The 14,201-nt window shown below is 54.6% G+C and carries 18 protein-coding genes; 14 read left to right on the top strand and 4 right to left on the bottom strand.

Features of this window, described 5'->3' with window-relative positions:
* Nucleotides 1-56: 56 nt before the first annotated feature.
* Nucleotides 57-455 (top strand): NusG domain II-containing protein, encoded by a 399-nt coding sequence (locus LOS79_RS13400; RefSeq protein WP_315422202.1) that lies wholly within the window; start codon nucleotides 57-59, stop codon nucleotides 453-455.
* Here LOS79_RS13400 and LOS79_RS13395 read toward each other — a convergent pair.
* The 3 genes from LOS79_RS13395 to LOS79_RS13385 all read right to left on the bottom strand — a co-directional run bounded on the left by LOS79_RS13395 (nucleotide 448) and on the right by LOS79_RS13385 (nucleotide 3,459).
* Complete coding sequence (locus LOS79_RS13395) at nucleotides 448-1,317, bottom strand: TIGR03943 family putative permease subunit (protein WP_315420455.1); 870 nt, start codon at nucleotides 1,315-1,317, stop codon at nucleotides 448-450. The genes LOS79_RS13400 and LOS79_RS13395 overlap by 8 nt on opposite strands.
* Before the next feature lie 92 nt (nucleotides 1,318-1,409).
* Entirely contained in the window at nucleotides 1,410-2,399 is a 990-nt protein-coding gene (locus tag LOS79_RS13390) for a permease (RefSeq protein WP_315420453.1), read from the bottom strand.
* Between the two features lie 28 nt (nucleotides 2,400-2,427).
* On the bottom strand, nucleotides 2,428-3,459 hold the full coding sequence (locus tag LOS79_RS13385; RefSeq protein WP_315420450.1) for a CobW family GTP-binding protein: 1,032 nt from the start codon (nucleotides 3,457-3,459) through the stop codon (nucleotides 2,428-2,430).
* A 221-nt stretch (nucleotides 3,460-3,680) separates the two neighbouring features.
* Between LOS79_RS13385 and rpmG the strand changes: the two genes are divergently transcribed.
* From rpmG to LOS79_RS13345, 8 genes are all read left to right on the top strand, one after another.
* The gene (rpmG, locus tag LOS79_RS13380) at nucleotides 3,681-3,830 is read left to right on the top strand and encodes a 50S ribosomal protein L33 (RefSeq protein WP_315420447.1); all 150 of its coding nucleotides are present in this window, start codon (nucleotides 3,681-3,683) and stop codon (nucleotides 3,828-3,830) included.
* A gap of 23 nt (nucleotides 3,831-3,853) precedes the next feature.
* The gene (locus LOS79_RS13375) at nucleotides 3,854-5,059 is read left to right on the top strand and encodes a GTP-binding protein (RefSeq protein WP_315420446.1); all 1,206 of its coding nucleotides are present in this window, start codon (nucleotides 3,854-3,856) and stop codon (nucleotides 5,057-5,059) included.
* 381 nt (nucleotides 5,060-5,440) lie between these two features.
* A complete protein-coding gene (locus LOS79_RS13370; protein ID WP_315420443.1) occupies nucleotides 5,441-6,148 on the top strand; it encodes a metal ABC transporter ATP-binding protein in 708 nt (235 codons plus the stop codon).
* On the top strand, nucleotides 6,094-6,924 hold the full coding sequence (locus LOS79_RS13365) for a metal ABC transporter permease (protein WP_315422200.1): 831 nt from the start codon (nucleotides 6,094-6,096) through the stop codon (nucleotides 6,922-6,924). The genes LOS79_RS13370 and LOS79_RS13365 overlap by 55 nt, the downstream gene beginning before the upstream one ends.
* 81 nt (nucleotides 6,925-7,005) lie before the next feature.
* Nucleotides 7,006-8,148 carry a metal ABC transporter substrate-binding protein gene (locus LOS79_RS13360; RefSeq protein ID WP_315422198.1) on the top strand — a complete coding sequence of 381 codons (1,143 nt, stop codon included), beginning with the start codon at nucleotides 7,006-7,008 and terminating at the stop codon, nucleotides 8,146-8,148.
* Nucleotides 8,149-8,192: 44 nt separating this feature from the next.
* Complete coding sequence (gene rpsN, locus LOS79_RS13355; RefSeq protein ID WP_315420441.1) at nucleotides 8,193-8,462, top strand: 30S ribosomal protein S14; 270 nt, start codon at nucleotides 8,193-8,195, stop codon at nucleotides 8,460-8,462.
* A 153-nt stretch (nucleotides 8,463-8,615) separates the two neighbouring features.
* Nucleotides 8,616-9,035: a DUF6157 family protein gene (locus LOS79_RS13350; protein ID WP_315420439.1), complete on the top strand. Its 420-nt coding sequence runs from the start codon at nucleotides 8,616-8,618 to the stop codon at nucleotides 9,033-9,035.
* Between the two features lie 72 nt (nucleotides 9,036-9,107).
* Complete coding sequence (locus tag LOS79_RS13345; RefSeq protein WP_315420436.1) at nucleotides 9,108-9,734, top strand: class I SAM-dependent methyltransferase; 627 nt, start codon at nucleotides 9,108-9,110, stop codon at nucleotides 9,732-9,734.
* 157 nt (nucleotides 9,735-9,891) lie between these two features.
* Here LOS79_RS13345 and LOS79_RS13340 read toward each other — a convergent pair whose 3' ends face one another.
* Nucleotides 9,892-10,476: a helix-turn-helix domain-containing protein gene (locus LOS79_RS13340; RefSeq protein WP_315420434.1), complete on the bottom strand. Its 585-nt coding sequence runs from the start codon at nucleotides 10,474-10,476 to the stop codon at nucleotides 9,892-9,894.
* Nucleotides 10,477-10,784: 308 nt separating this feature from the next.
* Here LOS79_RS13340 and LOS79_RS13335 point away from each other — a divergent pair, with 308 nt between their 5' ends.
* The 5 genes from LOS79_RS13335 (at nucleotide 10,785) to racE (ending at nucleotide 14,077) form a co-directional block, all read left to right on the top strand.
* Complete coding sequence (locus tag LOS79_RS13335) at nucleotides 10,785-11,072, top strand: Dabb family protein (RefSeq protein ID WP_315420432.1); 288 nt, start codon at nucleotides 10,785-10,787, stop codon at nucleotides 11,070-11,072.
* Nucleotides 11,073-11,282: 210 nt separating this feature from the next.
* The gene (locus tag LOS79_RS13330; protein ID WP_315420430.1) at nucleotides 11,283-11,723 is read left to right on the top strand and encodes a DUF86 domain-containing protein; all 441 of its coding nucleotides are present in this window, start codon (nucleotides 11,283-11,285) and stop codon (nucleotides 11,721-11,723) included.
* A gap of 45 nt (nucleotides 11,724-11,768) precedes the next feature.
* Nucleotides 11,769-12,434: a helix-turn-helix transcriptional regulator gene (locus LOS79_RS13325; RefSeq protein ID WP_315420427.1), complete on the top strand. Its 666-nt coding sequence runs from the start codon at nucleotides 11,769-11,771 to the stop codon at nucleotides 12,432-12,434.
* A gap of 98 nt (nucleotides 12,435-12,532) precedes the next feature.
* Nucleotides 12,533-13,021, top strand: a complete 489-nt coding sequence (locus tag LOS79_RS13320; RefSeq protein WP_315420425.1) for a YtxH domain-containing protein — start codon at nucleotides 12,533-12,535, stop codon at nucleotides 13,019-13,021.
* A 249-nt stretch (nucleotides 13,022-13,270) separates the two neighbouring features.
* Nucleotides 13,271-14,077: a glutamate racemase gene (racE, locus tag LOS79_RS13315; RefSeq protein WP_315420422.1), complete on the top strand. Its 807-nt coding sequence runs from the start codon at nucleotides 13,271-13,273 to the stop codon at nucleotides 14,075-14,077.
* Nucleotides 14,078-14,201: the final 124 nt, after the last annotated feature.

Here is a 14,201-nt window from a genome sequence, read left to right as displayed (position 1 = left end):
TAGATCGTAATTATTACTAATATAAACAGTCAGCGAGAGGGTAGCCTAAATTGAAAATGATGAAACGCGGTGACTTCATTATGATTCTGGTCGTCCTGCTTGCCGCCGGCTCGATCTATGGCTACAAGTGGTACTCTAACCGGAATGAGCAGTATGCGCCAGGCGATTTGAAGGCGGTCATTACTGTAAACGGCAAGGCATACAAGACGGTGAATCTGACCAAGGAAGAACAGATTATAGACATCCAGACGAAATTCGGCCATAACATACTGAAGGTGTATGATTATGGGATTCAGATGACCTATTCCGATGCCCCGCTGACTATAGCGCTGGATATGGGCTTCATCTCGAGGCCCAAGCAGCAGATCATCTGCATACCGGCCCGGATTCTCGTCGAGGTCTTTAATCCGGATGCATCTATTGACGACGATGACGCGCTGGACGCGGTTATCTGACGCTTAAGGGCTGCAGCGCTTCCCAGGCTGCGGCTGCGTCAGCATTCGTGTAAATGTAAGGTGTTGACGGCTCCGGCACGGCCGTTATGGCCTCCGGCACAACCTGCAGCGTCTCAACACCCTGATAGAGCACAACAGCAAGCTTGCCCCGAACCTCAATCCAGGTATCGGCGGGCAGGCTTATTTGTGTTCCCGGCTGCAGCAGAATCCCGAAAGGTGTAGCATCCGCTGTGCAGCACTGGACAAGAAAGCGGCTGACAGCGTAGCCGGTCTGCCCTTGACCCTGCGGCTCACGGTAGAGGAAACCGGACAGGAGGATTTCCTTGCCGGCAAACTGTGATTTGTACAGGCTGATTGCTCCAAGCGTCTCTGAGAAAATCTCCGGGTAGACCGGAATGACCGGCTGTGCGTACAGCTTGCCGGCCAGCTCCGCAAATTCTGCCTCATAGGGATTCGCGGAGGTGAACTTCCCGCCGCTGCCTGATTCTATGGCGGTATAAGACAAGCTCAGGCCTTTCCTCGCTGCTGCCGCACTGCCGAGTGCACGGTCCGGCAGAAAGAAGCCCAGCAGAAGCGGGAGCAGGAACAGGCTGTACAGTGCCGAGCTGCCCCAGCGGGACTGGGGGAGACGGTGCTCACAGTCGCAGAGGACGCTGCTCTTGCCGAGTACGGCCTGCAGCCCGAGGCTGAGCGCCATCAGGGACAGCGGAACGGGACAGAGCCTGATCCAGCGGGCCAGCTTAGGGGCTACATAGTAATGCAGTGCATCCTGCTGCACCAGATGTCCGATGTACAGGGCGAAGGCGAGCAGAATAACTGCCCTGAACAGATAGTGCAGCCGGATGCTCCGGGAGTCATTCATGAGGAACCTCCTGAAAGTTAGGATAGCATAGTCTTTCTTGAATCACTGCGCATAACTGGCATCGGAAGCATAGGCTAAGTAATGTGAGTCCGCTACAGCCAGAATGAAGACAGCACCGAGAGGGTAAACACGGCTGAGAAGATCAGGAAGAACAGATAAAGCGCAAATTTGGTCTTGAACAGCGACAGCAGCATCAGTGAGTTTTTGAAATCGAGCATCGGCCCCAGCACCATGAAGGCCAGCAGTGAGCCGGACGGGAAGGTGTGCAGGAAGGTGGAGGCGACAAAGGCGTCAGAGGTGGAGCAGAGCGAGAGGGCGAAGGCCAGCCCCATCATGAACAGATAAGACCCAAGCGGCTGTGCTCCGATAGCGGACAGGCTGCCCTGATGCATAAAGGTCTGGATTCCGGCGGTCAGCAGACAGCCGATAATCAGATATTTGCCCATTTCGAAAAACTCGTCCGATGTATGCACAAACACCGCCGTAAGCCGTCCGCCGCGTGTACTGCTGTGATGCTCCGCGCCGCCTGCGCGCCGGATGGAATGGCGCAGCGGGGATTTGCGGACAGTAGCATAGACTAGGAGGCCGATTAGCGCAGCTACGGCAAAAGCCAGTCCCATCCGCGCGTAAGCGAGGGAGGGATGGGAGCGGAACGCCGTTAAGGTTGCCCCGTAGACGACCGGGTTCAGAACAGGGCCCGAGAGGATGAATACGACGGCAACATGCAGCGGCATCCCTTTGTGCATCAGGCGGCGGACAAGCGGAATCATCCCGCATTCGCAAACGGGAAAGAGAATGCCGAGCAGGCAGCCCAGCAGAATGGCCGGAACCGGGCGGCGCGGAATCCAGCGCGTGATCATTTCGTCCGGCACAAAGACGCGGAGCAGCGAAGAGAGCAGCGCACCGAGCAGGACGAAGGGCAAAGCTTCCAGCAGAATGCCCAGGAACGCTGTCTTGAAGGAATCGGTATAGCCGTTGTTCAGCAGCTCCGGATGTGCCAGAAGCCAGAGGACGGCGATGGTGGTCAGGAAAGCGGCGGGAACGAGCAGCGGCAGTATTTTGAACGGAGAAAAAGTGGTCAAGGCTTCATCGGCTCCTTCCCGCCTGTAATTAGCTGAACAAGGCGGCCCAGCTGCGGCTGATAGCCTTCTCGTCCAGATTCAGGCCGATGCACACAATGTAAGGCTGGCCGGGATAACGCGAGTCCTCCCAGCTGGTGCGGTTGCCGGCATATTGCACCAGCTGAACGGAATCGTTCCCGGCAACCTGGACATGGCCTTTGGCCCTGAGCAGGCTGTACCCCCATTGCAGGAAAAAATGCTCCAGCTGCTCCCGCCGGATGTGCCTGACCGCTTCCTGGGGAACTGTCAGCGTTACTGCCGCTACCTGGGAGTAAGATGCACTGTCCTCGGCCTTGCGCTCCTGCACCGCAGTGCCGCCCTGTCCTTGCGGGGGGTGCCCCCGCTTCAGCGCAGTACCGCTGATACTGCCAGGGCCGCGCTGCGGTGCGGGGCTGCGCAGCACACGCGAAGCAATGCCGGCCAGCACCGGAGCAAGATTGATTTGGCTGTAGTGGGTGAACACAATCTCCGATTCGGAGTTTTGCCGGTAGACCATCTTCTCGATCTTCCATAATGTTTCCGGCTCTACGAGATCGCTTTTATTAACGACAATCAGATCGGCGGTGATGAGCTGCTTGCGCAGTGTGCGCACCAGCTGCTTATCCGAGGCGAAGCGGCTGCCGTAATCCAGCGCATTCTCGGCGTCAAGCAGCGTAATGGTATAATGCAGCGCCAGCCTGCCGGAGAGGGGCGGCTCCAGCAGCGACTTGGCAATCTCGTCCGGGTCAGCGACACCGGTAAGCTCGATGTAGATAATGTCCGGCCGTTGTGCCAGAAGTGAGACGAGGCTGCGCGGCAGCTCTTCCTTGCGGCTGCAGCAGATACAGCCGTCCAGCAGCTTTTCCACGTTCATTCCTGTGTTCTCCTGCAGAATATAACCGTCTACATCTTTTTTCCCCAGTTCATTCATAACAATGCCGGGGGTTAGTCCCCGGCTCTTGCTTTCCCTCAGCAGACTCAGCAGCAGGGTCGTTTTTCCGCTCCCCAGAAATCCGCTCAGGATGATTACAGGTATCTTCATGGCTCATTCTCACTCTCCCGCTCTAGTCTTGAAACTGCCGGAAATACATTTTCAAAGCCGTCTTTCGCTTGTAATTCCATCTATACGTAGACCAGTCCAGGGAAAGACCACAAATCTGCATGCGGGGAAATTTTACGGATAAGCAGTTGACACCGGGGGCAGGGAAGCTGTAAGATGTGTAAATCGTAATAATTACGAATAACAAAGAGGAGTGAATCCCAATGAGAGTAACCGTTACATTAGCCTGTACGGAGACCGGTGACCGTAACTACACTACCACGAAGAATAAAAGAACGACGCCTGAACGGCTGGAGATGAAGAAATATTGCCCGCGCCTGAAGCGTGTTACACTTCACCGCGAGACGCGTTAAATAGTTGAACAAAGGAGAATACAATGACAAAAATTCCTGTGACAGTACTCAGCGGATACCTGGGTTCCGGTAAAACCACGCTGCTGAATCATATTCTGCATAACCGTGACGGCCTGAAGGTGGCGGTTATCGTGAATGACATGAGTGAAGTGAATGTAGATGCGGGTCTCGTGAAGTCGGGCAACACGCTTTCCCGGACGGAGGAGAAGCTCGTCGAGATGTCCAACGGCTGCATCTGCTGCACCCTGCGGGACGATCTGCTGCGTGAAGTGAATAATCTGGCGTCAGAGGGACGCTTCGATTACATTCTGATCGAATCCTCCGGGATCAGCGAGCCTGTGCCTGTGGCCCAGACGTTCACTTACGCGAACCCGGAGCTGGATATTGATCTGACCGAGCTGGCCCGGCTCGACACGATGGTTACCGTCGTCGATGCCAACCGGTTCTGGCATGATTTCTCCTCGGGCGACAGCCTGCTTGACCGTAATACAACGGCCGGTGAGGGTGACTTCCGCGATATTGTCGATCTGCTGATTGACCAGATCGAGACCTGCGATGTGCTGCTGCTGAACAAATGTGATCTGGTGGCGGAGCAGGAGCTGAACAAGCTGGAAGCGGTGCTGCGCAGGCTGCAGCCGCGTGCGAAGATCATCCGTACGGTCAATGCGCAGGTGGACCCTGCAGAGATTCTTAATACGGGGCTGTTTGATTTCGAGCAGACCAGCATGTCCTCCGGCTGGATTGCCGAGCTCGGCAAGGAGCAGCATACCCCGGAGACGGAGGAATACGGCATCGCTTCCTTCGTATACCGGCGCAGAACGCCGTTTCATCCGCAGCGGCTGAGCTTCTTCTTCAGCAACTGGCCGCAAGAGGTGGTCCGGGCCAAAGGCCTGGTCTGGCTGGCGGCCCGCGGCGACCTGGCTGCTACAGTCAGCCAGGCGGGGCCGTCGATCCAGTTCGGGCCCGCGGGCTACTGGCTGGCGACGCTGCCGGAGGAGCAGCAGCTGGAGGTGCTGGCCACAGAGCCGGATGTCAAGGCGAAGTGGGACGGGCAGTGGGGCGACCGGCTGAACGAGATCGTGTTCATCGGCGTTAGCATGGACCGTGCTGACATTGAAGCACGGCTGGACCGCTGCCTGCTGACAGCCGAAGAGATGCAGCAGGATTGGAGCCGGTTCAACAATCCGCTGCCATGGCCGGCAGAGGAGCTGCTTGCGGCCCGGGAATAGCAGTCTGCGCAAAGGGTGAAGACAGGGCTGAATATGTGCCCTGTTGCACTCGCAGTAGCCGAATGTATTCGGTTTTCCGCATACATTGATACTGGTGTGCACGATCTGGTTTCGATGCTGTGCGGCACATAAGATTAACGTAAAAAGCTGGAGCCGGTTCACCGGATTCCGGCTTTTTACAATATGCCAGAAAAAGTTAATCGGAGATTTTACGATTAAATTTATATTTCGGGTTTACAAATCGTAATTATTACGATAATATCAATGGAGTCAAAACGTAATTATTACGAATTACGCATAAATCAGCTGCATACAAGCAGCTGTAAATGGATAATCATTCCGCTTAATCGCAGCGGAATGGGAGAGGAAAGGGTGTGCTAAATGATTTTGTCATCGATGCGGGAGGTTGTATTCGGCTACGGAAATGAGCCGGTGATTGACCGCCTGTCGCTGGATATTGAAGCCGGACAATTCATCGGCATCACCGGACCGAACGGGGCGGCGAAGACTACGCTGCTTAAGCTTATGCTGGGGCTGCTGAAGCCCTGGAGCGGGACAGTCTCCCTGAACAAGGAGATCGCAGGTGACGGACGGCTGGCTATCGGCTATGTACCGCAGCAGGTTGCCTCCTTCAATGCCGGATTTCCCAGCAAGGTTATCGAGCTGGTCCGCTCCGGCTGCTACTCCGGGCTGGGATTGTTCCGCCGCTTCACGAAGGAGCAGGAGGCGCTGGTGGAGCGCAGCCTGCGGCAGGTGGAGATGTGGGACTACCGCGACCGCAGAATCGGCGAGCTGTCCGGCGGACAGAAGCAGCGGATCTGCATTGCCCGGGCGCTGGCCCAGCAGCCGCAGGTGCTGGTGCTGGATGAACCGGCAACCGGCATGGATGCAGCCAGCCGCAGCGGCTTTTACAAGCTGATGCGGCATTATGTCAGCCAGCATGGCCGGACTGTAATTATGGTTACCCACGGGCTGGAGGAAACAAGCTCCTATCTGGATACTGTGATCAGCCTGGAACGCAAAGAGCAGGAGGGCTGGACATGCTTGGTTACGAATTCATGCAACGCGCATTTTGGGCAGGAGGCCTGATCGCAATTATCGGGCCGCTGCTTGGCGTATATCTGATGCTGCGCAGGCAGGTGCTGATGGCGGACACCTTGTCCCATGTATCGCTTGCCGGAGTAGCACTGGGATCGGTCCTGCAACTGAATCCGGCACTCAGCGGCTTCGCAGTGGCGGTTGCAGGCGGACTCGTCATTGAACAGCTGCGCCGTTCTTACCGTACATACAGTGAGCTTCCGGTAGCTATCATTATGACCTCCGGCCTGGCACTGGCCGTGGTGCTTATGAGCCTGAAGCAGAACCTTACCAAGAGCTTCAGCTCCTATCTGTTCGGCTCCATCGTAGCGGTCAGTGATACGCAGCTCAAGCTGATTGCCATCGTGGCTGCCGCTGGTCTTATATACTTCATTGTTCTGCGCCGGCCGCTGTACAATCTGACCTTTGATGAAGAGACCGCCAGTATCGGCGGTGTCCATACGGGATTATTGTCCTTCTCCTTCGCAGTGCTTACCGGCATGACGGTTGCTGCAGCAATGCCTGTTGTCGGTGTGCTTCTGGTCTCAGCACTTATCGTTCTGCCGGCATCGCTGGCGCTGCGGATATCCTCCGGATTTACCTCGGCCATTCTGATTGCTGTCGGGGCGGGGCTGGCCGGCGTATTCAGCGGCCTGACGGCTTCCTATTATATCAATACGCCTCCAGGAGGCACTATCGCACTTATCCTGCTTCTGTTCCTGCTGGCTGCTATTGCAGTGCAGCGTATAACAACGGCAATTAACCGTCGGATTAAATATAAAACCTAAATTATAAAATGAGGAGTAAATCAAACTATGTTGAACTTTAAAGCTAGTCATCCAGCGAAATTCAAGTCTGAATCCGGCTCCATGCCAAAGTCCGGCTCCCGGTCTGCAACTTCCTTCCTGCGTCTCCGCCATTTCGCCGCCGTGCCACTCGCTGCCCTGTTGATCATCGCCGGCTGCGGCAGCAACAACAGCAGCACAGGCAACTCCGGCGCTGCTGCTGAATCTGGCAGCCAGACAACTGCGCCAACTGCGGCTGCAACCTCATCCGCTGCACCTGCAGCAGAACGGCTGAGCATTAAGACCAGCTTTTATCCGATGTATGAATTCACCAAGAATATAACCGGCGGGCTCGCCGATGTGCAGCTGCTGATTCCAGCCGGAATAGAGCCGCATGACTGGGAGCCGACAGCTAAAGATATGGCTGATATCTCTGCAGCCGATGTGCTGGTCTATAACGGCGCCGGAATGGAAGGCTGGGCACAGCAGGTTGTGGATGGCGCTGCCGGCAGCCAGTTATTGATAGTAGAAGCCAGCAAGGATATGGAGATCATGGCGGGTTCTGAAGAAGAGCATGGTCACGAGCATGAGGCCGAGCATGAAGACGAACATGAGCATGACCATGACCACGAGCATGAAGGCGAACATGAACATGAACATGAGCATGAAGGTGAAGCAGGCCATGAGGGGCATGACCACGGCGGCCTTGATCCGCATGTGTGGCTGGACCCGGCTATGGCTATTCAGGAGGTGCGCACGATTGAAGCCGCATTATCCGCAGCTGCACCTGAGCACGCGGCCGCCTTCAAAACCAACAGTGAAGCCTATATTGCCAAGCTGCAGCAGCTGGACCAGGAATTCAAGGACGGTTTGAAGGATAGCAAACGCAAGGATTTTATTACCCAGCATGCTGCCTTCGGCTATCTGGCCCGCCAGTATGGGTTAACCCAGGTGCCGATTGCCGGCCTCTCTCCGGAGCAGGAGCCGTCCGCTGCACAGATGGCTGATATTGTTGAGTTTGCCAAAGCGAATAATGTAAAAACGATCTTTTTCGAAACGCTGGTCTCCTCTTCTGTGGCGGATACGATTGCCCGGGAAATTGGTGCAAAGAGTGCCGTACTGAATCCGCTTGAAGGGCTGACTGAAGAAGATATCCAGAACAATCTGGATTATATAGGTATTATGCGGCAGAATCTTGCTGCTCTGATTGCGGCACTTAACGAATAAGAGACATAGCCCTGGACCGGGCAGAAATGGGGTAGTTCTATACAATGGCCAAGAAATCCAAGGTAGTCAAGGAATTGAAACGGCAGGTGCTGGTAGCGAAATATGCAGATATGCGCAGAGAGCTGAAAGCGGGGGGCGATTATATGGCGCTGCAGAAGCTGCCGCGTGATTCCTCAGCTACCCGCCAAAAAAACAGATGCACCGTTTCCGGCAGACCGCGCGGGTATCTCGGTAAATTCAAAGTGTCCCGGATTATCTTCCGCGAGCTGGCGCTCAAAGGCCAGATTCCCGGTGTTACCAAATCAAGCTGGTAAACAGTATTACTAAGTATATGTATTTACGGCAGGCGGCCGCTCCTCTGAATAGGGGAACGGCTGTTTTGCTGTACCCGGAATGCTTTGCCTGGGCAGCCCCGGTGAATTATGATAAGAGATAAGTATGGTTTGCAATTATAAGGAGGTTTCATAATGAGCTATACCGACACGTTTATCCGGGTTGCTGAGGATTGTCCGGCCGAGACAGGCACAACTCCGGTATCTGAACGTCCTGCACTGCCTGCCCATGTCATTCAGTATCAGCTCTTATCCGGCTCACCGTACCGGTATAATCATGAAGAGCTGCTGTATCAGGTGCATGTGCGCCACAAAGCTATTCCTGAAGCGGAATGGGAATCCCGCCGGGAGGAGATTTGGGCCGGGCTGTTCGCGAAGAACCATCCGTGCCTGCGGGCCTCCATGCTGCCCAAGAGGTACGGCTGGGGCATCCATTACGATGCGGAAGGAAGGATTGCCCTGTATGCCAAAGAGTCGCCGGAGTATGATTATTATACATCCAGCAGCGAAGCCGGAGTGAAGCTGCTAAGTGCGATGCGCAGCAAGCGGCGCTGAGCTTCAGCAGGATCTGCTCCTGTTGCTGAAGCGCCGGAAGGTACTATCCCAAGTTAGAGAGGAGGTATATAATTGTCCAAATATTGGAACCGGCGTTTTGCCGGAGAGGGTATGATATGGGGCAGTGAGCCAAGTCCTTCAGCAGCGTGGGCGAAGTCGCACTTCCTAGATGCCGGAGTCCGGTCGGTGCTGGTCCCTGGAGCCGGTTATGGACGCAATACGAAAGTATTCCACCCGGAATGTGAAGTGTACGGCATTGAGCTGAGCGAATCAGCCCTGAAGCTGGCGGCAGAATGGGACAGCGGAACGGCCTTCATTGCCGGTTCAGCGCTGGAGCCCCAGCTTGAGCATCAGGTGGATGCCGTGTACTGCTATGATGTGCTGCATCTGTTTCTGGCCGCTGACCGGGCAAGGCTGATCGAGGCGAGTCTCAGGCAGGTGCGGCCGGGAGGGCTGCTCTACTTCACCAGCTTTTCTGATGAAGATCCACATAATGGCTGCGGAGAGATGCTGGAGCCGGGCACCTACGAATATAAGAAGGATAAATATGCCCATTTTTTCAGTGAGGCCGATTTGAGAACCCATTTCGCCGGTATGACGGTTGTGGAGACCGGTTCGTTTACCGAGTCACTGCAGAGCCCGCAGGGCGGAAGCCATGAATACATACTAAGATTTATCCTGGTCCGCAACGGCGCATGAATGAATATCCGGCACAACACACCAAAAGGCCTTTCTCTTCAGGGAGAAAGGCCTTAGCCCTTAAAGCGCTTCCCGCCGGCAGAAGGCCTGGCGCTGCTTAAGTAGCGGGCTTGTTATTCACAGTTATGAAAGGACTTCCTGTGCACCAGGCTGGGGATCAGTGAAGCTCGCAGTCGGCGAACAGAATATGGCGCGGAATCCGGAAGAAGTTCTCGGCTTTTTCCTGCAGGGCCATAGTGGGCAGGTGACACTGATGCAGCCACTTGCGGAAAGTGCCGGGATGGACACCGATCCAGATGCTGACATCGGTCACCGAGAAATCGTAAACCATACAGAGTCCGGTCAGAATAGCGTTGCTTTGCTGTGAATGGGCGAGTGTTCTTTTCATGAAACGTGACGGGGTCGGCTGGCATACAATCGGACTCTGCCGCAGAAGAGCTTCATTGAACAAGATATGGGAGGGATAGCCGAGCAGACGGCAGACCTTATCCAGATTGGTTCTGGAAGGAATGCGGCCTTCATACACCCATGCACTTACGCTGCGCGAGGAAACGGATAGCTCTTCTGCAAGCCGGGAGAGCTTCATGTCCTTGGCCATCAGGATGGCCAGCAGAACGCGGTTGCGGATCTGGCTGCGTTTTGGCCGGCGGAATCTTTTGACCCGTACGCCTTGTCCAAGATATTTGCGGTTGATCAGAGACCAGGCCTGTATTTTGTGTGGTTCCTGCTGATTCTTAGGCATAATTCCTCCGATTTACGAATTAATGAAGTGTAATTTCTCTGGAAAGATAAGAATATATGCTTCGTCGTAATAGGCCAATCCTTATCTTTCTCGGCTGAAACGGATACCTTCCTGTTAAGGAAGGACTGACCGTTGCCACTTGTCTGGCTTGATATGACTTTAACATTACAGCAAGGCTTTCGTCCAGTTGCAATGCTTCAGTTCTATGCCCTGTTAACGGAGGGTTAAGTTTCTTTCAGTAATGCCGCTGTTTATGATATATTTTTAGTAACCGATTTAACATTAATCATGAGCTGGGAGCGGGATAGATGATCAAGCATATCGTATTCTTCAAATTAAAGGACCGGTCTCCGGAGAAAGTGGCTGAGACGGTTGCTGTCCTGCGGAACATGGAAGGCAAGATTCCGCAGCTCATTTCCATTGAGGTTGGCGCAGATCTGATTCATTCAGAGCGTTCGTTTGATATTGCCCTGGTTACAGTGGTGGCTTCGCTCGAAGATTTACAGGCTTACCAGGTTCATCCGGCCCACAAGGAAGTTATCGTTCATATTAATGAGGTCAAAGAAGTTTCCATAGCGGTAGACTACGAAATCTGAGCAAGGGTATTCTGTAAGGCTGGGGGCCATTAATGCGGAAAGCGGTGACGTTATGCGCGAGCTGGAGTATCCGATGGAGGCTTTGACGTACCTGTTTGTTTTTTTCGCGGCTTGCTTCGTTATGGTGTTCTGGCTTAAGCGCCGGGGCAGACGCAGGAAGTAGCAGGGATTGAAGGGTTAAATCAAATAGTGCAGGGTGGAGGGGCAGCTGTGTATTATGTCAACCGGAAGCAAATTGAAACAATACTTGAGCAGATTCCTGAGCTTAATCTCGGTCTGCGGCACGCAGCTTCTTCCTGGGACGGCAGTACGCTGCTCGGTCTGATTCAGGAACGCTGCCTGCATTTGGCGATTGAAGTGGTAACGGATGTGGGCAGCTGCCTGATCGACGGGTTCATTATGCGCGACGCCGGAAGCTATGAAGATATTATTACCATTATTCATGAGGAACGGGTGCTTGGGGACAGCGGAATCTACGCTGATTTGACCTCTCTGGTCGCACTGCGGAAGCCGCTGGTTCAGGATTATTATGCCTGGGACCGGGGGACGCTGCATCCGCTGACAATAGGGCTGCCCGGAATTATGGAACGGTTCGCCTCTGAGGTACGCTCTTACCTGGACCAGGAGCTTGGAAGTGAAGTGAAGAGCTAGGCAGATTAACGGCAGTCAGGCTGACAGACAGAAAGGAGGTCCTTTATGGCGAAAAAGATTCAGGAAGGCGGTTCGACAAGACGTAATATTATGATGCTGCTGAAAATGAAGGGGCCGCTGACCATCGGCGCCCTGGCGGAAGAGCTGGGAATTACAGAAATGGGCATCAGGCGTCATGTGCTCCAGCTGGAGCAGGAATCGCTGGCCAAGACCAAGGTAGTCCGCCAGGCCATGGGACGTCCTATGCATGTATACTCGCTCACGGAACGTGCGGAAGATCATTTTCCCAAAAGCTATCATAATCTGGCGCTGGAGCTGCTGCGGGAGCTGGACCATGGAAGCGGGCAGGAAGCTGTCAATGTGTTGTTTGAAGGCCGTAAGCGGCGTATGCTCGCCCAGTACAGCCCGATGATGCAGGGCCGCGGTCTGGAGGAGCGTGTCGCCGAGCTGTCATCCATTCAGAATGCCGGGGGCTATATGGCGGAATGGAGCAAGGAGGAGGACGGTTCATATGTGATGCGGGAATTTAACTGTCCAATCCGTCAGGTGGCTTCCCAGTACCGCAGGGCTTGCCAGTGCGAGCACCAGCTATTCGAGGAGCTGCTGGACGCCAAGGTCGTCCGCAGTGAATGCATGGCCGAGGGCGGTCAAAGCTGCCGGTATGCCATCACCCCGAAGAAACGGGAGAAAACTTCCGAAAACTTGAGCTGAGCAGTCACAGGACATACTCTCTATGCTTATGATATACCAGAACTAGGCGAACGCCCGGGCGGCCGGGCAGAGGCACTTTGAATCCAAAGGAGAGATTGATGATGAAAAAGGATAACAAAAGCTTGCTCTGGGGTGTAATTGCCGGCAGTGTGATCGGTACAGTCACAGCACTGCTGTTCGCTCCAAAACCGGGTAAGGAGCTGCGCAAGGACATCGCTGAAGGTACGGTTGAGGCAGTGGATAAGGTTCAGGAAATCGCTGCCCAGGCCGGCGAGAAGGGCAGTGAATTATACGGCAAGGCCAAGGATGCGGTAGTCACTGTCGTCAGCGAAGTCAAAGAATGGACCAAATCAGCCACAGAAGGTGTGGAAGAAGCAGAAGCCGGGGCGGTAACAGTGAGCGGGATAGCAGCGGATGAAGCTGTGGAAGCCGTAGAAGATACCGTAGATACAGAAGCAGTATCGGAAGAGGATGCTGTTGCTCAGGTTCTGGAAGACGGGGCGGAAGCTCAGGCTGAACCGGATACGGAAGCTGCAGCGGTTGTGGATGAAGAGACGGCCCCTGATAAGGACGGAGAGCTTTCCTAAGCTGGTGTGAAACTCTGTTATTGATTGCCCTCTGCTGTTTAGCTTCTTTGAGATATGAGCCGTTTTCCGCTCCCGGCGGAAGGCGGCTTTCGCTGTTCCTGACAGGGCTTTGGCCCGGTGAAGCCGGACCCCTCACTTGAATTGAAGCGGCAAATGGGGTATTATCTGCAATTGGGGCTGATAACCTGGTACACTTTATTCCGGGCTTACATAAGCTACACAAAACAAGTTAAAGGATGCGGTGTGTTCGTGCAGCAAGCAATAGCTATGTTAGACTCAGGTGTGGGAGGATTGACCGTTGTCAAGGAAGTGATGCGCCAGCTTCCAAGGGAGAAAATCATCTTTTTTGGCGATACGGCAAGAGCCCCGTACGGACCCCGTTCGGCTGAGGAAGTGAAATTGTTCACTGAACAAATCGTGGACTACTTAATTCAATTTAATCCCAAAATGATCGTTATTGCCTGTAATACAGCAACAGCAGCAGCTCTTGATTATATCTCCGCCAAGGTAAATATACCTGTGATCGGAGTGATTCACCCCGGCGCCCGCGCAGCCATCAGCGCTTCGAAGACAGGCCAGGTCGGAGTGATCGGTACGGTCGGTACGATAAAAAGCGGTGCATACACCGCTGCGCTGAAGCAGCTGTCCCCGTTTGTTCAGGTGGTCAGCCAGGCGTGCCCGGCGCTTGTCCCGTTTGTGGAACAAGGACTGTTCCGCTCGGAGGAGAGCCATCTGGCAGTAGCGGAGTCGCTGAACGGTATGAAATACGAGCCGATCGACACGCTGATACTCGGCTGTACCCATTATCCGTTCCTGGTGGAACCGATCGGGAAAGTAATGGGACCGGGAGTCAAGCTGATCAGCTCGGCAGATGAGACCGCACGGGAGATCAGCACGATCCTGTATGACAAAGGACAATTGGCGTCCGGTGACGAAAGCCCGATCCACCAGTTCTTCTGCAGCGGGGATGCGGAGATGTTCCAGCGGATCGCCCGGGACTGGCTCGGTGAGCAGATCAGCCGGACTCCTGTGGTGTGGCAAGTCTCTTCGATGTAACAGAACGCTGCACAGCGGCGAATTGAATAAGGACAAACCCCCATGGGACAGGGATGGGGACAGGAAGGGCCGGGAGCGTAAGCTTCCGGCTTTTTGGCATATACGGATTTATATGATAGCTGAC

Origin of the sequence: Paenibacillus sp. MMS20-IR301, assembly GCF_032302195.1 — a bacterium.
In the GTDB taxonomy this organism is placed as follows: Bacteria; Bacillota; Bacilli; order Paenibacillales; family Paenibacillaceae; genus Paenibacillus_AQ.
This window is presented reverse-complemented; position numbering and strand designations above follow the sequence as displayed.